11 protein-coding genes are annotated in these 19362 nt (G+C 69.4%); 2 read left to right on the top strand and 9 right to left on the bottom strand.

Going from position 1 to position 19362, the window contains the following annotated elements:
• Positions 1–3 precede the first annotated feature (3 nt).
• From AB5J62_RS43100 to AB5J62_RS43065, 8 genes are all read right to left on the bottom strand, one after another.
• Positions 4–1755 carry an ADP-ribosylglycohydrolase family protein gene (locus AB5J62_RS43100; RefSeq protein ID WP_370945827.1) on the bottom strand — a complete coding sequence of 584 codons (1752 nt, stop codon included), beginning with the start codon at positions 1753–1755 and terminating at the stop codon, positions 4–6.
• A complete protein-coding gene (locus tag AB5J62_RS43095; protein WP_370945826.1) occupies positions 1752–3833 on the bottom strand; it encodes an ADP-ribosylglycohydrolase family protein in 2082 nt (693 codons plus the stop codon). Before AB5J62_RS43095 ends, AB5J62_RS43100 begins: the two co-directional genes overlap by 4 nt.
• Positions 3833–5323 (bottom strand): TNT domain-containing protein, encoded by a 1491-nt coding sequence (locus AB5J62_RS43090; protein ID WP_370945825.1) that lies wholly within the window; start codon positions 5321–5323, stop codon positions 3833–3835. Before AB5J62_RS43090 ends, AB5J62_RS43095 begins: the two co-directional genes overlap by 1 nt.
• Positions 5320–6681 carry a hypothetical protein gene (locus AB5J62_RS43085; RefSeq protein WP_370945824.1) on the bottom strand — a complete coding sequence of 454 codons (1362 nt, stop codon included), beginning with the start codon at positions 6679–6681 and terminating at the stop codon, positions 5320–5322. Before AB5J62_RS43085 ends, AB5J62_RS43090 begins: the two co-directional genes overlap by 4 nt.
• Complete coding sequence (locus AB5J62_RS43080; protein WP_370950484.1) at positions 6668–14458, bottom strand: toxin glutamine deamidase domain-containing protein; 7791 nt, start codon at positions 14456–14458, stop codon at positions 6668–6670. The genes AB5J62_RS43085 and AB5J62_RS43080 overlap by 14 nt, the downstream gene beginning before the upstream one ends.
• A 9-nt stretch (positions 14459–14467) precedes the next feature.
• Positions 14468–14806, bottom strand: a complete 339-nt coding sequence (locus AB5J62_RS43075; protein WP_370945823.1) for a WXG100 family type VII secretion target — start codon at positions 14804–14806, stop codon at positions 14468–14470.
• Complete coding sequence (locus AB5J62_RS43070; protein ID WP_370945822.1) at positions 14806–15444, bottom strand: YbaB/EbfC family nucleoid-associated protein; 639 nt, start codon at positions 15442–15444, stop codon at positions 14806–14808. Before AB5J62_RS43070 ends, AB5J62_RS43075 begins: the two co-directional genes overlap by 1 nt.
• An 86-nt stretch (positions 15445–15530) precedes the next feature.
• Positions 15531–16793: an MFS transporter gene (locus tag AB5J62_RS43065; RefSeq protein ID WP_370950483.1), complete on the bottom strand. Its 1263-nt coding sequence runs from the start codon at positions 16791–16793 to the stop codon at positions 15531–15533.
• Positions 16794–17047: 254 nt separating this feature from the next.
• Between AB5J62_RS43065 and AB5J62_RS43060 the strand changes: the two genes are divergently transcribed.
• Positions 17048–17629, top strand: a complete 582-nt coding sequence (locus AB5J62_RS43060) for a YqgE/AlgH family protein (RefSeq protein ID WP_370945821.1) — start codon at positions 17048–17050, stop codon at positions 17627–17629.
• On the opposite strand, the gene AB5J62_RS43055 is transcribed toward AB5J62_RS43060, so the two are convergent.
• Positions 17626–18048: an SdpI family protein gene (locus AB5J62_RS43055; protein ID WP_370945820.1), complete on the bottom strand. Its 423-nt coding sequence runs from the start codon at positions 18046–18048 to the stop codon at positions 17626–17628. The two genes, AB5J62_RS43060 and AB5J62_RS43055, sit on opposite strands and share 4 nt — an antisense overlap.
• Positions 18049–18113: 65 nt before the next feature.
• On the opposite strand from AB5J62_RS43055, the gene AB5J62_RS43050 reads away from it, so the two are divergent.
• Positions 18114–19247, top strand: coding sequence for an esterase-like activity of phytase family protein (locus tag AB5J62_RS43050; RefSeq protein WP_370945819.1), 1134 nt, complete (start codon positions 18114–18116; stop codon positions 19245–19247).
• Positions 19248–19362: the final 115 nt, after the last annotated feature.

Here is a 19362-nt window from a genome sequence, read left to right as displayed (position 1 = left end):
GGATCACGCCTCCGGCGACGGGTAGCGCTTCGCCCATTTTTCCCGCTCGTCGGTGAGCGCGCCCTGGTTCGCGAAATGCCAGTACGCGTCTTCGGCCAGGTTGTGGACGATCCCGAGCTTGTCGAGTGCGTCGACCCACGCCTTCGGCAACCGGGGGAGGCCGTCGCGGGCACCGAGCAGCGCACCCACCAGCGCGCAGGTGATCGGCCTGCTGCTGGGCAGATTCATGGCGTTGGTGAGCGCGGTACGCGGGTCGTACTCCCGTTTCGCGGTCGCGAGCAGCGCTCTGGCCAGCACGGACGACGGCGACCGGCCGTCACCGAGCGCTTCGAGCTGGGCCTCGTCGTCGGCGGCGCGGTCGTCACGCAGTTCGATGATCGACTTCGCGACGGCATTGCCCTTCTCCGCCATTTCGCGCAGGTGCACGACCAGCGGGAACGGGTACTCGCCCTTGCCGAGCACCTTCACCAGCACGTCGGCGAGCAACAGGACACTTTCGCTGAGGTCCTCGCCCGCGGCGGAGCCGATCAGTTCACGGGCCACGTCCGGCACGACGGGGAAGGTGGTGACGATCGCGTCGCCATTCGCCAGCGAGGCGGCCAGCGCGGTGGTCAGCAGGCTCGAAAACTCCTGCGGCGCCGGCGGAATCTCACCGCTCGCGAGTGCCCACCAGCTGTCCTTGCGCGCGGGCGGCAAGGAGGCGGGCACCGGCATGCCACGGGCGTAATCCGGGCCGAAGCCGAGCATGACCGACTCGGTCTGCGCCAGCAACTGGCGGGTCAGACCGCCCCAGCGCAACGGGCCGTCGTCGGGGAACCGCCCCTCGTCGGCCGCGATGCCGAGCGCTTCCCCCAACGCGAAGCCGACATACGCGCCGACGACCTTCTCGTAGCTGTTGCCGTAGGCGAAACCGCGATGGGGAAACGGGTAGATCTTGCCGTCGGACCACAGCTGCGGCAAAAGCGAGCCGTCGTGGTCGTAGTGGTCGATGAGCCCGTTCGCGCGGAGTTCCGACGGCCAGTCCGCTTGCTGGTTCGCTCGCCGCTTCTTGTAGTTGTGGTTGAGGATCGCGGCGCCGCGAGCGGTCGTCATGAGCTCGGGCAGCGTCATGGAGTAGCCCAGTTTCCTGGCGTCCACGATCTTTCTCGACAGGTATCCGTGCGGGTTGTACCCGAATTCCTGCCACAGCTCCTTGTTGTGAGCCTCGAAGCGCGGATCCAGCTCGGGAGCGATCACGGTGACCGGTGCGGCGGTGTCCGGCGCGGGGACCTCGGTGAACGCGCTCGCCGGGATCGCGGGACGGTCGACCTGGACGCGACCCGCGAAGACAAGTCCCTTGTCCGGGAACCGTTGCCGCAGCGCACGAACCTGGATGTGCTGCCACCGCGGCGTGGACGGGTACAGCTCGGCCTCCGACGCGTAGACCACCACGTATTCGCCGTTGTCGGACAGGCTCGGCGCACCCTCGTCGTCGACCCGGATGATGACATCGAGGTCCGGCAGCAGCGGCCCGAGATCGTCGTTGCCCAGCCAGCCGATCTGGTAGTACCGGACCAGCGCTTCGGCCTTCGTGGCCGGCCGGTCGTAGCCATGCCAGATCGCGCCAGGCTTGAAGTCCGGGTTCACCCGCCGCGGGCCGTTCGGCAGGCGGTCGAGTGAGACCTGCTCCCAGGCGATGATCGCGCGTTTCGGCGCTGGCCCGAAGCTGTCGTCCCACTCGGAGTCGACAACGGGGATCTCGTCGTAAACGGTCATCGCGGTGAGGTCCGATCGAAGTGGAAGAAGGCGTCCGAAGCCAGGTTTTCGATCACGTCGCGCAGTTCCAGCTTCTCCACCCATCGCTGCGGCAGCCCCGGAATTCCGCCGCGCGCACCCAGCAGCGCGCCGACGAGCGCGCCGGTCAGCGGGGTCCGTCCGGTGTGGGCGACCGCGCGGCGCATGGCGGCCTCCGGGTCGTTCTCGTACGCGGAAATCGCCGCGAAGGTCCGGCCGAGCACCGAAACCGCGCTCTGCCCGTCGCCGATCTCGTCCGGCTGCTTGAGCAGCGGCAGGCTCTCGGTCTTGTAGTCGGGCAGGGTGTTTTCGGCCATGGCACGGAGTTCGGTCCACGACGGGTCGAGCACGTCGCGGCCGATCACCCAGGCGGGGAAGCTGAAATCGGCCCGCAGCGCTTCCGCGAACAGATGCGCCAGGTAGGCGGCCGCGTTCAGGTCGCCGGTGTCGTGGTGGGTCAGGGCCGCGATCGCCTTCGCCGCACTCCGTGGGGTGGCCGTCTTGTCGTCGCCGACGGTCAACGCCGCGGGCAGCGCCGCGAGCAGCGCGCCGGAACCGGTCAGCCGCAAGGTCGCGCTGCCGGTGGCGAACGCCCGGATGACCGCGAATTCGGCCGGGTCGGGGTCGCGCCGGTCGTGCAACTGGCCGATCTTGACCAGCCGGCCGTCGGCGTTCGCGAACGGGATGCCCTGGGTGTGCAGCCAGCGCAGCAATCCCGTGCGGACCGCGCCGGGCAGTTTCCGACGCTGAGCCGGGCTGCGGACAACGCCTTCGGTCATGAACAGGAGCTGTTGCGTCAGCGGACCGATCCGCCCGCCGGTCAAGGGACCCTTCGCCTTGAGCTGGTCGACGGTCACTCCCCGATGCTGCAAGGCGAGCGACTCACCGACCGCGAAGCCGACGTACGCGCCGACCACGCGATGCCAGCCGTGGCGGAAATCCTGGCCGGCGGCGGGGTGGAACTTGCCGAAGTTGTCCGGACGGCGGATCGCGCGGCCGTCTTCGTCGAAGTCGAAGCGAACGCCCTGCTCGAAAAGGTTGACCAGCTTCCCGTCGTACGGCTGCTCCAGCCGCTTGATCCACGAGCTTGCCTGCACGAGTTTCGTGGCTTCTTCGAAGGTCAGCTCGTACCCGCGTGCGCGAGCCTGCTCGGCTGCCTTGACCGGCAGCTCGACCGGTGACGGCAGGCCGATCCGCTGTGCCGTGGTCTGGGCGAACTCGACCAGGTTGGGGTCGATTTCGGCGCACGTGCCGGTCGCGTTGACCCGCTCGGCCTGCCTGGGGAACCTGACCAGCGTCTCGGTCAGCTCGGCGAAGGTGACTTTGTTTCCCGTGAAACCAGGGCCGGCGTCGATCACCAGGTTCGGCTTGTTCGGGTCGTCGGCCAGCGTCGCCAGGTCGATACGCCAGTAGCGGTGCGCGTAGTGCGGGAGCCGCTTCGTCGAGGTACAGACCTTCAGCTCGCTGGTCTCGGCGTTCCAGTTGCCAGGCGGCGTCTTGCCGGTCTCGTCCAGATCGAGGAAGACCTCGGAGCGGACCAGGCCGATCAGGAACCGCTCGCGGTCGAGCCAGCCGCAGCTGTGGAACTGGATCAGCGTCTCGAGCCGGTTGTCCGGCGGCAGGTAGCCGCGGCGTTTCGGCCCGGCGGTGTACCGAGGGTTGAGTCGCTCGCCGGTCTTGGCGCCTGCCGCGTCGAGCTGCTCCCAGCCGATGACCGCGCGCTCGCCGGCGCCGAGCTCACCGAGACCGGCCGCGGCGAAGTCGGGGTCGACGATCTCGCGCTCGTGCGGACGGCCGGGGATGGTCGCCGGGATGCTGAGCCCACCGGGATGCGGGTGCGAAAGGCGCAGCTCACCGCTCGGCTCACGGACGATCAACGACGGCGGCGGGAAGATCTGCTTCGCCGTCTCGCCACCGTCGAGGTAGGCGACGTTGTTGTACGGCACCACCCAGCCCTCGGGGATGCGGAGCACCTTGTCACGCTCGGCCCGTACCTGACCGGGGCTGTGCACCGCGGCGAGCCACTCCTCGACCTTGGCGACCGCTTCAGCCGGTTCCACTACTCAGTCCCCTCGACACTGCCATCTTCCAGATGCTCGGTGATGGTCTTCGGCAGCACATAGGCCACGGCCCCACCCGGCATGTTCGCCCACGGGATGGTGATCCCGGTGATCACATGCAGTGGGCGCCGGAGCCGGTACACCCGCTCCGTGCGCTCCCGCTCCAGCGGAAGTGAGGTCGTCGCGAACCGTACTCCAGGGTGGTGCACGAGGTTCCCGCTTTCCTCCCCGAAACGCACGACCGTGGTGCCTGCCACCAGCTGGAGCAGGCGTTTGTTGCGCAGCAGCGTCAACGGCGGCTCGCCGTCGACCGGGCTCACCGGCCAGTCACCGAGCTCCTTGGCCGTTTCCAGCGGGGTCTCGTGCCCGGCGGTCATCCTGGCCGGGTGCAGCAGCAACGCGCCGAGCAGGTGTTGCGCAGCGTCGTCGACGCCGTCGAAGTACCGCGGCGAAACGGCCACGCCACCTTCGTGCCTGGCGACTTCCCAGCCGTTCTGCGTGAAGTTGAGGCACCACGTCCCGTCGCCGCGCTGGCCGATCCGGTACGCCTCCGGCCAGACACCGTGCTCGCCGAGCCTGCGCACCAGCACGGCGAGGATCTCCTCGTCCGCGAGCTGGGGATCGGGCACCGTTTCCAGCTCGCTCGCGATGTCACCGTCGGTCTTCGCCAGCTCACCCCGGCTCGGCTTGGGCCGGGGGCGGCCGAGCAGGTCGGCTTCGGCGGTCCGGCGCACCAGGTGCTCGACGTAGGGCGGCTGATATTTCTGCGCGCGAATGTGCGCGACCAGCTCCGGCTCCGGCGGCGTGCCGTATTTGCGCAGGTAGTGCGGCACCGACGCGTGCCAGATCCAGGTGCCGTCGGTCTGATAGCTCTCCGGGACACCGTCGCCGTCGCTGCTGAAGATGTCCGGCCCCGGCTCACCGCCGGTGAGCACGGACGGCTCACGTTCGAGGTAGTGCAGCAGATGCGGGATCTCTTCGGCCGCCAGCGCGGGCCGGTCGACCACCGGCGCTTCACCCTCGGTGTAGGAGTCGACGATCCTGGCGTGCCGGAAGACGACGCCGAGCGGCAGCCGCGCCTTGAGCCGCCACCAGCCGGGAATGTGCTCCGGCTCGCGCGGGAACGCGGCGAGCTCGTCGGTGTACATCCCCGGATCGGGCTGGGCCTGCCAGGCCGGTTCGTCGTCGAGGTCGAAGTCGAACTCGAACGTGCCGTCGGAGTTCAGGGTCAAGCCGGCGACGAGCCAAGCGCCGCGGCCGGGTTCGTACATGCCGCGTCGCAAGGTGCCGAGCAGCTCGGCCAGTTCCGCAGGCCGGTCGAACGGTTTCGCGTCGGCCAGCAGGACGACCTCCGCGTGCTCACCGATGTTCCGGAAGCCGACCTCGACGCGCGCCCAGCCTTCGGGCGCGGCGGCGCGGACGAGCTTCCCGATGCGGACGAGCAGTTTGCGTTGCTCTGCCGGGGAAAGTGCCTGGTTCGTGGTGGTCATGATGTACTGCCGGGCACTTCCCGTTCGATGGTGAGACCTGCTTCGGCGGCGGCGGCCGCGATCTCGGACCGCACCCGCTCCAGCAACTCCGGTGCGGGCGGTTCACCCTGGTAGGTCACCGAAAAGGACCACTTGTCTTCAGCTCGGCGGTCGAAGTTCAGCTTCACCGGCGTTCCCGGTTCGTCGCGCAGCCTGACCACGCCGAAATCCGTGTCCCAGTCGTCGTCGAGCTTGCCGCGCCTGCTCAGCCCGAACCGTTCGCGAATCGCTTCCAGCCGCTCTTGGGTGAGCGAGCCCGCGAAACCCGCGTAGTAGGCGCTCTCGACCGGCAGCCCGGTACGGACCGGCGGCTCGGGCAGCGGCGTCGGATTCGGTGGCGTCGGCGACTGCCACTCCTCGGCGAGGGCGAGTCCGGCTTCGGTGGCGGCTTCGACGACTTGGTCGTGCCACTGCCGGATGTGCTCCTCCGGCGGACGGATGCCTTCGTTGGAGATACCGAAGGTCCAGCGCTCGGTGTCGGCGCGGCTGAGCCACAACTGCGGGCGGTACCCCAGGTCATGCGGCAGGTACGTCTCGCCGAACTCGGTGTCTTCCTCGTCGGTGAGATCACCGTCGTCGCTCAGGCGCAGCTTCTGCTGAAGCGCCTTGAGCTGTTCCTTGTCGAGCGAACCGGTGAAGGTGAGCCGGAAAAGCTGATGGCGTGGCTTCTTGACGCCGATCGGACGCGGCAGCGGCGGCAGAGGACTGGCACTGAACGACTTCGCGTCGGTGCCGGTTTGTTCGTCCGTCGCGGTGAAGCCCAGTTCGGCGGCCGCCGAGAGCACTTCGGCGCGCACTTCGGCCACGGCGGCCGCAGACGGCGCTTCGCCGAGGAACTCCAGCGCGACGGACCAGCCGCCGCTGGGCGCCACGTAGACGTTCAGCGACAACCGGGCCGATTCGTCGTTGCGGAGGACACGGAAACCCGGATCGCGTTCGAGCCCATCAGCGGGTGAGCCGTGCGGTTCGAGACCAAGCCGTTCGCGCAAGGCCTCGAACGGGATGTCCCCGGTGAGCCGGACCCGCCAGGCTTCCGCGAGTGACCGGCCACCGAGCAACGGCGGCCGGGTGGACCGATCGCCGAACCAGGCTGTCACCGCGTCGGCTTCGGCAGCCGTGATGAGCACGAGGTCTTCGTCGACGCGGTCGGTCAGGTAGTACTTGCTGACCAGGTCGGTCGGCCGCCAGGTTCCGGTGCGCGGGCTGAACACCTCGTCGACATGTCCACCGGCATCCGGGCGGCGGCGGATCAGGCCCGCCGGCCCCTTGTCGTAGCCGGAGTCGGCGAGCGCGTAGTACGAGATCTCAGTACTTGACACTGGGGATCTCCTCCACTCCGTCTGGCCGCGTGATCAGGCCGAAGTAATCGTGCTGGTACCGGTCCCACGCGTCCCGCTCGGCCTGGGAGATGAGCTGGTTGTTCGCGTGCTCGTAGGCGTCGTGCGTGTCGCTCTTCACGTACCAGCTTTCCGGCGTGTGGTACTGGACCTCGAACTGCAGACCGGACTCCGGATCACGCCACCGGGTGTTGATGCCCTGGTACGGATTCTTGGGGTTCAGCCAGGAGTTCTTGACCTCCACCGGCTCGTAGCCCGCGGCCCGCAGCATGGTGTCGACCTGCTTCGCGCCCGCCGTGTAGTTGTCGTTGTCGAAGCTGTAGGTGTACCGGATTCCGTCCGGCACTTTCCGCAGCACGGTGGTCAGGTCCTGATCCGGGTTCCGGTCGAGTGTTTCGGCGACCTTCTGCTTGAGCCGATCGTCGCCTTTGAGCTCGTACTTCAGGCCTTCGAGCTTCGCGCCGGGGACGTTTTCCTCGATCCGCAGCATGTTTTCGCGGACACCGCCTTCGCGATGCGCGGCAGCCTCGAACTCCGGGATGAAGCCGTCGACCACGGCGTTGGTGTCCGGGTCGAGGGTCAGGCCTTTCCAGTGCCAGCCGGTTTCGTCGACGAACGGCGGGGCGATGTCTTCCTGCGGCGGCACCGGTGGTGACTCGGGCGCGTCGGTGACCACCGGGGATTCCGGGTCGAGCCGAGGATGGTCGCTCAGGTCCGGTGGTTCGTGCGCCATGCCGTAGCCGCCGTGCTCCGGCAGCTCCAGCGGCGGCGCGTCGATACCGGCGATCGGCCAGCCGCGCTTGGCGCGCTCGGGGTCGTCGAAGCTGTCCTGGCGCGGTTCGCCGTCGAGGCCGAACAACGCGGGTGCGACCTCGCGCTTGAGCTTGCCTTCCCAATGCTCGACCCACTCGGCCAGGTGCGGGAATTCCGCGTTCATCAGCTTCTTGTTGACGAACCGGTACTTCTCGTGGGTGGGCGCGTCGACGCCTTCCGGCGGGTCGTTCTCGAACCGCTCGCGGGTGCGCCGGGACATCTCGTCCGAGCGGATCTGGATGTCGAAATCGCTCGGGTCCGGGTCGAGGCCGAGCTTGTGCATCGAGTCGAACGGCCGCGACCGCGGACGGTTCGCGTCCTCGCCGAGCCACTCGCGCATCTTCGCCGCGGCAACGGGGTCGGCCGCGTCGAGCTCATCGAGGCTCGGCAGTTCCTTGCGCTTGTTCGAGAAGAAGTTGACGCCGGAACCCTTGAGCCGGACATCCGAGGCTGCGATGTCGACGCCGTCGGCGCGCAGCGCCTCGTGCAGGCTCGACTTGAACTGGTGGAACTGCTCCGGCGTCATGCCCATCGGGGCCTCGCCGGCGCGCCAGTGCTCGATCTGCTCCTCGGTGTAGCCGAGGAACTCCATGTCACGCGGCTGGATGCGGTAGCCGCTGACCGGGTCGGCAGGCCAGCCGCGCAGGTCAGGCTGGTGCGGTACGTGCCGCTCGTCGCGGGTCAGGTCGAGCGGCCACGCGTCGTCGTTGCTGGAACTGTTCGACGACCGGCGCTGCAGCGGCTCCTCTTCCAGGCCGAACAGGCGCACGCCGACCTTGCGGCCGAGCTCGTTCTCCCACTTCTTCTGCCAGTCCTCGAGCTCGCGGAACGCGTCGTGGAAGATCTTCTTGTCCACGAACCCGTGCTTGTGCGAGAACTCGCCGGGACTGCCCTCGGACTGCCAGTGCCGCCGCGCGATCTCGACCATCCGGTCCGAGTGGAACGAGACGTCGTAGTCGCTCGGCTTGTCGAGGCCGAGCTTGTGCATCGCGTCGAACGGACGCCGCTTCGGCCCTTCTTCGCCGCCGAGCCACTCCTCCAGCAGCCGTCGGCTTTCCGGCGTGTGCGGGATGTTGTCCATCGTCTTGGTCCAGCCGGACCAGCCGCGCACCGCGGACCCGACGATCTGGATTCGCGCGTCCTCCGGGCGGACGCCGAACGGCGCCAGCACGTCGGCCAGCTCCGACTGGAATCGCCCGAACTGCTCCGGGGTCATGCCGAGCGGCGCTTCGCCGTTGCGCCAGTGCTCGATCTGGTCTTCGGTGATGCCGAGGAATTCCATGTCGCGCGGGCTCAGCGGACGGCCGGAATCGGGGTCGTGCGGCCATTCCCGCTGGGGCGCGTCTTCACGCCCGCCGTAGCGCGGGTCGTCGAGGTCGCCCTCGAAGCGTTGCGTGGCCGAGTGCCCGGTGGTGTGCGGGACCGGCTCGGCACTGTGCGAGACCGTCGGGACCGGCCTGCCGTCCGGGCCGATGCGGGACGGCCGCACGTCGTAGTTCTGCCGCGGGTCTTCGCGGGTGACCGGCGGCGGGGTGTCCTCGCGCGGCTTGGCGTAGTCGATCCGCGGGTCGGCCGGACGCTGGTGTGACGCCGCGGTCTGCTCGTGGCGCGGGGTTTCGCGGGTGACCGTCGGCGCGTCCTCGCGTGGTTTCGCGTATTCGACGCGGGGGTCCACAGGCCGGGCGTCTTCGCGGGTGGCCGCCTGGGTGTCTTCGCGTGGTTTCGCGTACTCCACCCGTGGGTCGGCAGGCCGAGCGTCTTCGCGGGTGACCGACGGCGCGTCTTCGCGTGGTTTGGCGTATTCGACGCGGGGGTCCACGGGCTGGCTGACCGCCGGTGCTTCCTTGACCGGTTGCGCGTCCTCCTTCGCCACGACCGGTTCCTCGTGCGGCTTCGTACTCGGCACCGGCGACTCGGGCTGGGTGTGCGGCTGCTGGTGCGAGCCGTCCGCCGACGCGACCGGCTGATCGTGCGTCTTGGCGGGAGCCGCCAGTCCGCCGGAGTGTTCCAGCGAACCGAACGGGAGCAGGTCCAGCTTGAGCGGCGGGTGCGGCAGGTTCATCAGCGTCCCGGACTGCGGGTCGATGAACGCCACGCCCTCCTCGGTGTGCACCGCCATCGCCACGTGCCCGAACACCTGGCCGTCCGGCATTTGGTAGAGCACACCGACCACCGCGTGCGCGCCGACCGGCTCGTCGCGCATGGTGCGGATGACGCTGTCGTAGTCCCCGTGCGTCTGCCAGGTGCCGCCGAGTTGCTGCTGGACGTGCTCGAGCGTGCCCTTGGTGGCCATCTCGTGCGGCAGGATCGGCTCGGCGGTCGCGTCGATGCCGAGCAGGCGCTTGGCGTAGGCGACCACGCCGCGGGTGCAGTTGGTCTGGTAGCCGTCGGCGAACGCGTTCGGGTCGTGGAAGTGCGGGTTGACCGCGCGCAGTTCCGGATGCCGCTGCGCGATGTAGTTCGCCGCCTGGTTCTGGTTCGCGGTGCCCGCGTGGATGGCGGGCTCGCTCGGCGGATTGGTCGGCTGCGCCAGCGGTGACCAGTCGTGGTGCCCGGTCGCGGCGCCGGGTTCGACCTGGCCGTCGGACGGCGTGTGGTCGCTGTCCGCGCCGTAACCAGGGTGGTCCTGCCCGTCCAGCTTCGACGGCGTGCCCGCGTTCTCGCCGCTGAGGCGGTCCGCCAGGTTCGAGGTCGGCGCGGGCGCCGCGACGGGCTTGTCTTCGCTGCCGGTGCCGAGCAGTTCGGTGATCCGGCTGGGAGCCGACGGCTTGTCGGCACTGGGACTCGGCAGGTCTTGCCTGCCGCTGCCGTCGTGCGTCGGCAGCACCGTGATGTTGCGCGCGTCGTACGGCAGGTCACCGAGCCGGTTGCGCATCGGGTCGACGACGGCGACACCATGCTCGGTGGTGATCGCCGTGACCATGTGCGTCTGCGGCGGATGCCCGGCTTCGAAGGCGATGATCGCGCGGGAATCGATCGGCTTGCCCGCCATCTCGCCGAGCACGCTGTGGAAATTGTCGTGCGGTGCCCAGTAGCCACCGCCGACCTGGCTCGCCACCTGATGACGCTGCGACTGCGGGTCGCCCGGGTAGTCGTTGGCGTGCGCGACCGCGTCCGGGTCGATACCCGAGAGGCGCTTTTCCAGCGCCAGCACGGACTCGGCGCCGTTCGTCTGCCTGCCGACCGAGGCGTGGCCGTCCGCGTAGAAATCGCGGTTGATGCCTTCGAGCTGTGGTATCCGCTCGTGGGTGAACCGGACGCCCTGCGGGATCTCCTGCTGGCTGCCCGCGTGAATGCCGGGCGGGTCGCCGTTGGTGTTGAGCATGGCCCAGCCACCGGGGTCCGGTTTGAAGAACCTCGCCTTCTCGGCGGCCGCCTTGGCGTCGTTCGCGAGCTCCGTTTCGGACTTCGGGAGGTCGGGCTTGTCCGCGTTGAGCCCGAGCGGGTCCAACGCGTTGCGGATCGGGTTGTGTTCGGCGCCGCCCTCCTCCTTGACCTTGACCTGCGCCTCGGCTTCGGCGGAGCTCTTGGCTCGCCGTTCCTCGATGGCCTGGTGGACGCCGTCCGGGTCCTTGAACTTCGGGTGCCCCGCGGTGATCTCTTCGGCGTGGATGACGATCTTCGTCTTGCCACCGCCGAGGTCGATGACCTCTTTCTTGTGCACCAAAAGCTGGGTGCCCGGCTTGTAGAGAACTTCTCGCTCGCTCGGCTTGCTGGCGATATCCGCGATGTCGCGGCCGGTCTTCGAGGTGACCCGGATCTCGACGTCGCCGTCGAAGGCGCTGTTGTTCAGGCCGCGCTCCACCTTCGACGAACTCGCGAAGGCGTGCTCGACGGTGACCTGGCCTTCGACGAAGTGGGCCGCCGCGATCCGGGCCCTGGCCATGTCGCCGTCGAAGTTCATCGTGCGGACGGTCTCGCCGTGGAACGCGCGCAGCTCGTTCAGACCGGACACGATCGCACGCGCCTGCGCGGCGTGCTCCGGTGTCAGGCTGCCTTCGCGAAGTGCCTGGTTGAGTTCGGCGAAGACCTCGTAGCGCGTGTAGCTGTGCACGGCGTAGGCGCCGTTGTCGGACATGTGACCGAAGCCGGCGACCTCGTTGCGCAGCCGCATCGCTTCACGGTGAAGGTACTCGTGGCGCAGCTCGGCGGTCGGGCTGTCGCCCAGCATTTGCCGTTCACGCAACGACTTGAAGTCGTCCGGGTTGTCCGAGTGGAACTGATCTTCGCGAAGGTAGGCCTCGTCCGGGTGAATACGGGACGCGGGCGGCTCCGGGCTCGTGTCGTGTGGCTTGTCCTCGTGCGGTGCCGGTTCGTCGGCGCGCTGCTCGACCGGATCGGGCTCACGAGGTGCTTCGGGCTCTTGGTGCTGGGCAGGTTCCTCCGTGTGCTGCGGCGCCTGCTCGTCCGTCTGCCGGTGCGGCGCCTCCGACTCGTGCTGCTGAGCGGGCGCTTCCTGGGTGGGTTGCTGCTCGTGACGGGAAACGGCCTCTTCTCGGGGCGTCTCCCGCTGGGGCGTGTGCTCTTCGCGGACAGGCGCCTGCGGTGCCTCGTGGCGCGGCGGAGCCTGCTGCTCGTGGCGCACGGGCGGTGCCTGCTGCTCGCGGGGCGGCTGAACCGGCGGCGCGGTGCGGTGCGGCGGAGCAGGCGGGGTGTTGGGGTCGCCACGGTAACCGGGAACCCCGGGAGCGGGACGCTGACCAGGGCGTTCGAAACCCGCGGGCGGCATCGGCTGACGCGGCGGCTGCGGACCGGCGGGCGGCATCGGGCCACGCCCTGGCGGCATCGGCTGCCGGGGCGGCTGTGGTGGTGGCTGGTAACCCGCCTGCGGCGGACGTGGTGGGTGACCGCCCGGGGGTGGCGGGGGCATGGGGCCACGCGGCGGCGCCTGCGGCGGGGGTGCGTTGCGGTAGCCGGGAATCGCGGGCGGGGGCCGCTGACCCGGGCGTTCGTGAATGGGACCACGCGGTCCCTGCTGCGGTGGCGGCATCGGGGCACGGCCAGGCGGTGACATCGGGGCACGCTGACCCGGACCGCCGCCCATCGGCGGCGCGGGCGGCGGTGATGCGGGGGCCGGTGGCTGTTGCTGGCCGAACCCGCCCATCGGCTGGATGGCGTTCGGCTGCTGCGGTGCGGGCGCGTTCGAGGTCAGCGCCGCTGCCTGGACGGACTCGTTGTGCGGCGGCCGGTTGCCGCCGGACGGCCCGAAACCGCCCCCGGGAGGGGGTGCCATTCCGTAGCCACCGGAGGTGGGCGCGGGCGACGGATTGTGCGGTGCGGCGCCGTAGCCGGGACTGCTCGACGGCGTGTGTCCGCCAGGGCTGCCGCCGCTGGAGACCGGTGCCGGATTGCCCGACGGACTGTGCCCGGCGGGGCTGCCGCCGCTGGAAATCGGCGCCGGATTGCCCGACGGAGCATGCCCTGCCGGGCTGCCGCCGGAAACCGGCGCCGGAGCGCCCGAGGGACTGCCACCACCGGGCGCCGGTGCCGGGCTCGAAGCAGGCGCGCCGGTCTGCGCCGCCGCCGGTTGCTGCTGTTGTTGCTGCTGGTGTTGTCCGCCATCGGGGGCGTGCTGTTGCTGCGGCGGGGCGGCCGCACGCTGAGCGTCCGGGGACGCGGCGTCGGCAGGTCGTTCCGGAGCCGGTGCCGAAGATTGCGCGACCCGGTCCACCGTCTCGGGCGCTCGGTGCTCCGGCTGCGCGGCCGGCTCCGGCCCGCGGTGCTGCGGCGTGGGATCGGGCTGGGCGGCCGCCGGAGCCTCGCCGCGGTGCGCCGGTTCGGCGGCGCGCGGTCCCGGATCGGCGGCAGGCTCGGCGCCGCGCCGCGAAGGCGAGTCACCGCTCGGCTCGGAACTTCGGCTGGCGGTGTCCGAGCTCGACCGTGAGTCTCCTGCCGAAGAGCTCGACGAGTCAGGGGTGGACCGGCTCCGGTCCGGTGTGGGTCCGTCGCCGGGAGCGTGCGGTTGCGCGGGCGGCGTCGCGTCCGGTCCGTCCGGCGAGTTCACGTGCGGTGTGTTCGGCGGCGAATGCACGCCCTTGAAGTGGTCCTTCGCGCCGTCGACACCACCGCCGACGGCACCGCCGGACGCACCCATCAGCACGTCGCCCAGCTTCAGCTCTTGGCCCGTCACGGCCGCGACACCGATGGTCTGGCCCGCGCCGTCGACCGCGCCCTTCACCGCCTGGCCGACCACGCCGAGCCCGTCCGGCCGGAGTGACTTGGCGACGCTGCCGGTGCCCGCGCCGACGACCCCGCCGACCGCGCCGCTGATGGCGCCGTCCTTGGTCTTGTTCCAGTCCCATTCCTTGCGGTCGCCCTTGGCCATCTGCAGGCCCTGGATGCCGGCGTCCATCCCCACGTTCATGGCGACGTTGACCGCGACCTCTTTGGCGATCTTCTTGAGACCCTGCTTGAGGAACGTCTGCAGCAGTTCCTTGGCCACCATCTTGAAACCCTGCTGCGCCAGCTTCTGCATGAGCTGGCGGAACAGCATCTGGACGGTGACCCTGGTGGCGGCCTGCGCGATCGGGATACCGGCCGTCGAGGTGCCGAGGCTCGGCGCGGCCGCCGCGATCATGGCGACGATCTGCGCGGCCAGGATGATCAGCGAGATGATGATCATGTACTTCGTGTACTCGACGTCGAGCGCCGTCTGATCACACGAGTCGCCGAGCGCCTTGGCGGCGTCGCCCAGCGACTTGAAGTAGGCCTCGTCGCCGTCGACGAACTTCTTCCACTGCTCGCCGAGTGCCTGCGCGCTGTCGCCTGACCAGTTCGTGAGGATGTCCTTGACCGCGGTCGAGCCCATCTGGGCGACCGGGTTCAGCGCGTCGGACGCCGAGTGCCACGCCTTCGCGAGCTCACGCAGCTTGTCTTCGTCGCCCTCCGGCCAGCTCTCGCCGACGACGATCGGCAGCAGCCACTTGACCTCGTCGGGCATCTCCATACCCACGCGCTATCGCCCCTTTTTGAAGGCGGTCTGGGCGATGTCCTCGGCGCCGGTGATGGTCCGCATGGCCGTGTCGACGTTCTGGTGCATGCCGCGCAGGCCCTGGACGAGCGAGCCGAAGCCCTCCACGCCGCCTTCCGCGCCGGGCACGTAGTCCTTGGCGAACTCCTTGCCGGATTCGTCGTCTCCCCAGCACGCGCCCTGCGCAGCGAGCGCGCTCTGCAACGCCTTGGTCGCCTCTTCGAGCTGGTCGGCCGCGTTGAGAAAACCCTTGGCGGCGACGAGCACCGCGTCCGGGTCGGCGGTGAATCCTCCTGAGCCGCCGGTACCCCCACCGTTGGGCATCAGTTACCGCCTCGAAGCCAGGTCGATGGCGGCTCTTCGTCCTCTTCGGCGGGCTGCGGGCGAGCGCGCCGCTGCGAAGCCGGTTTGGGCGCCGGCATCGGAGCCGGGCGCGGTGGTGCGGGCGGTGGCGTCGTCTCGGAGGCGCCGCGCAGGATCGAACTGGCGTCGGGATCCTCGATCGATTCGGGACGCGGCGGCGTCGGCGCGGGCACGTCCTGCTCGATGAACGTCGGCATCGGCGGCAGCAGGCCTTCGAGCGACGGGGCGCCCTCGATCATGTCGGCGAGGTCGGGCAGATCGCCGGTGATCGGCGCCATCAGGTCCGCGACCTGCTGCTTCACCTGCAGGCTGCCCTGGCGGACCAGGGTGAGCACGGTGTTCGCCAGCTGCGCGGGGTTCGTGCGCTCGAACGTCTGCGGCGCGAAGCTGAGCTGCGCCAGCGAACCGCTCGAGTCGATGGTGGCTTTGACGAGCCCGTCCGGCGACCTCACCTGCGCCGACAACTGCGCCGCCGTGGTCTGCGCCTCGCGGAGTTGTTCGGTCTGCTTGGTGAACTGTTCGAGCAGCGAGTCGACCGTGTCCTTCATGGCGGCGTTCCGTGCTTCCAACCGCGCACGGTCGTCGCCAGGCGTAGTCACGCGAACTCCCCGAAGTCGTCGCTCTGCTGAATGAGGTGTGCTTCACCCTAATGGCAGCAGCATTACCTCACTCACCGTTCCGCCGATCAGACGGGATCGCTTGCACTTGCGAATGGAGTGCGGCGCACAGCTATCAGGTAGCCCGCCGCCCCGAGCAGGTAAAACGCCGTCGCGGCCAGCAAAAGCCCGGTCGACTGCCCATCCGCCGGCACCACCAGAGCGGCAATGGACACAGCCGCCACCTGGGTGATGTTGAAGAGCGTGTCGTACAACGCGAACACCCGGCCGCGCGACTCGTCGCCGACATCCGACTGGATCGACGAATCGACACCCAGCTTCAGCATCTGCCCGGCCCCGGTGATCACGAACGACGCGAGCAGCACGGTCGGCAGCTCCATCGGCAACCCGAGCCCCGCCTGCGCGAGCGCGGCGAGGACCAGCGCGCCGACCACCACTTTCCGCCTGCCGAACTTGGCGATGAACCGCGCGGTCAGCAGCCCGGCGATCAAGATCCCGGCGCCGGCCAGCGCGGCCATCTGCCCGAGACCGGGCAGCCCGGCGCGGAAGATCCCGTTGTCGGTGAACGAGTTCCGCATGAGCAGCACCGTCACCAGCAAAGACGCCCCGAACGAGGCCCGATGCGCGAACAACGCGATGAACCCGGCGGTCACACTGGGCGCCCGCACCGCGGCCCTGGCCCCGTCGGCCAGTCCCCTGGCGACCGCCAGCACGGCGCTGGCCGGCTCATCCACAGTGGACGGCCCCAGCACGCCCCGCGCGAACCGCGTGGCGATGGCGGCGGCCACCAGCACGCCGACGGCGGCGAAAGCCGTCGTGACGGCCGATCCGGCATCGTCCGACCCGAAAAGCGCACGCAGACCGATCGCGCAGCCGCCGCCGAGCACCGCGATCACGGAGCCGAGCGTGGTGGCGAAAGCGTTTGCGCTCACGATCGAACCCGCAGGCACGACATGCGGCAGCGAAGCCGAAAGCCCGGAGCCGATGAACCGCGAGATCCCCTCGGCACACAACGCCAAGGCGAACAAAGCCACCGACGAAGCCCCGAATCCGACCGAAGCCGCCGAAATCACGATCGCGACCGCGTGCAGCAGGTTCGCGAACATCAGGACCCGGCGCCGATCCCACCGATCCAGCAGCGCCCCGGCGAACGGCCCGACCAGCGAATAAGGCAGCAGCAGCGCGGCGAACCCACCGGCGATGGCGAGCGGATCCGTCTCCCGCTCCGGATTGAACAGCACGGCACCGGCCAACCCGGCCCGGTACATCCCCACAGCCCACTGCACAGCGAACCGAGTCCACAGCAGCCGCCGAAACTCAGGATCGCGCATAAGCGCCCGAGGACCGATCCGGTCCGGAGTAGCCGCCCGCGCGCTAGTAGTCACGCTCAAAGCCTAAAGTGGCCGGCGCACTCGGTCGCCTCACGGCGGCTATGCGCAGTGTGGCTCCAGCCGAACTGGTATTCCACAAAGGCGGTTCTTCAGTGAGCCCGGGGGACACGGAGTGCACCGACCAGTGTGTCCAACGAGGCATCTGGGTCTGTTGTTCCCTATGCCGAAGACTTTCTGTTGCCGACGGTGGGATCATGGGCGGCGTGCCAGCGGACGCCGAGGTTGAACCGGGAACACTCCTGGTCGCCGCCCCCACGATGTTCGACCCCAACTTCCGGCGGACGGTCGTGTTCGTCATCGATCACCGGGACGAGGGCACCCTCGGCGTGGTGCTCAACCGGCCGAGTGACGTGCCGGTCGACGACGTGCTGCCCAACTGGGGACGTCACGTGGCCGAGCCGCAGTCGGTGTTCGTCGGCGGGCCGGTGGAGAAGAAGACCGCGTTGTGCCTGGCCGCGCTGCGTACCGGGGAGACGGCCGCGACCGTGCCGGGGGTGATCGCCGTCCGCGGGCCGGTCGCGCTGGTGGATCTCGACACCGATCCCGAGGAACTGCTGCCGAAGGTGCGCGGGGTGCGGGTCTTCGCCGGTTACGCCGGATGGGACTCCGGGCAGCTCGCCGGCGAGATCGACCGTGACGACTGGGTCATCGTGCCCGCGCTGCCCAGCGACGTGCTCGCGTCACCGCACAAGGACCTGTGGGGTCAGGTGCTGCGACGGCAGGGCATCCCGACCGCGTTGCTGGCCACCCACCCGGGTGACCTGCAACGGAACTAGGCTTCGGCGGTCTTCTGCAGCACGCCGCAGCCACCGGCGCCGCAAGCGCAGCCGCTGCAGCCCGCGGGCGCGGCAGGCTCGGGTACCGGCACGGTCGCCGCGGCCTTGGTGCCGAGCGCGGCGCCGCCGACGAGCAGGCCGACCAGCCCGATCAGGCCGATGACGACCGCGATCACGGTGCCGGCCGTGGTCGACGAGAGCAGGCCGCCGACGCCGGCGAGTACGCCGACCAGGCCGCCTGCCAGCGTGGGGAGCCCGGCGACCTTGTTGCCGAGGCGGAAGGCCTCGTCGCTCGCCATGGTCGCCGCGGTGCGCAGCCCGGCGCCGCGGTCACGGGGCAGCTTCTCCCGCCAGCCGAGGAAACCTCCCCAGGCGACGAGGAGACCCAGCAGTATCGGGACCAGCGCGAGTGCGAACACCCTTCGAGGATAAGCGTGACGTCTTGGCAACCTGCTGGATACCCTGACCGACTGTGCTACAGACCATGTCACGTCGTGTACTCACCGCTGCGCTGATCGGGTCAATCGCCCTCAGCCTTTCGAGTGTTCCCGCCGAAGCCGCCGGCAAGGTTCGCCTGCTCGGCGAACAGATCGTGCCGAACGCGCTGCCGTTCCAAGGCACCACCGTCGGCGGCCTGTCCAGCATCGACTTCGACGCGCGCACCGGCGAGTACGTGTTCATCGCCGACGACCGGTCCGCGATCAACCCCGCGCGCTTCTACTCGGCGAAGTTCAAGGTCGACGCGCACGGTGTGTCGCCGGTCACCTTCACCGGCACCCACCCGTTCCTGCGGCCCGACGGCAAGACGTACCCGCCGCTGGCCCAGAACGACCCGAAGCTGCCGCAGAACGAGCAGACGGTCGATCCCGAAGAGCTGCGCGTCGACCCGTGGACCGGGCACTACTTCTGGTCGCAGGAGGGTGAGCGCACCGCGACGACGTTGATCGACCCGTCGATCCGCGAGGCGCGGCGCACTGGCGAATACGTCCGTGACCTGCCGATCCTTCCCAGCGAGAAGATGACGGCCGGCGCCGGTCCCCGGCAGAACCTGGTGCTCGAGGGGCTGACCTTCGCGGCCTGCGGCTCGCTCGTGGTCTCGTCGAACGAAGGTCCGCTGCTGCAGGACGGTCCCGACGCGAACACCGAGCACGGCGCGCTGAACCGCATCACCGTGCAGAGCCGCTTCGGCCCGGTGCTCGCTCAGTACGCGTACCCCGAGGAGAAGGTCTTCGCGTCGCCGAACCCGGCAGGCGGCTTCGCGACCACGGGAATCTCGTCGCTGCTGGCGGCCGACCCGTTCGACCCGACGAAGTTCCTGGCGCTGGAGCGCTCGTTCGTCACCGGGGTCGGCAACAAGGTCCGGATCTTCGAATTCGACACCTCGGGCGCCACCAACGTGAAGAACGTGGCCTCGCTCGCCGACGCCAAGTCCGTGAAACCCGTGAAGAAGCGCTTGATCGCCGATCTCGCCGACGTCGGCTTGTCCACTGTGGACAACGTGGAGGGGATGACCTGGGGTCCGCGCCTGCGTACCGGTGAACGCACCCTCGTGCTGGTCAGCGACAACAACTTCGCCGCCACCCAAGTCACGCAGATCTTCGCTCTCGCGATCCGCTGACAAAGGCCTTGGACCAGGCAGTTACCATGAAACACATGAATACGGCTCGGCTGCTCCTTAGCCTGCCGCGCTGAGTCCGGCACCCGGATCGGCGCGGCGACCCCTCACGCCCTCA

Source organism: Amycolatopsis sp. cg5, from assembly GCF_041346955.1.
Lineage (GTDB): Bacteria > Actinomycetota > Actinomycetes > Mycobacteriales > Pseudonocardiaceae > Amycolatopsis.
The sequence above is the reverse complement of the archived record's forward strand: the minus strand, read 5'-3'. Positions and strand labels throughout refer to the sequence as shown.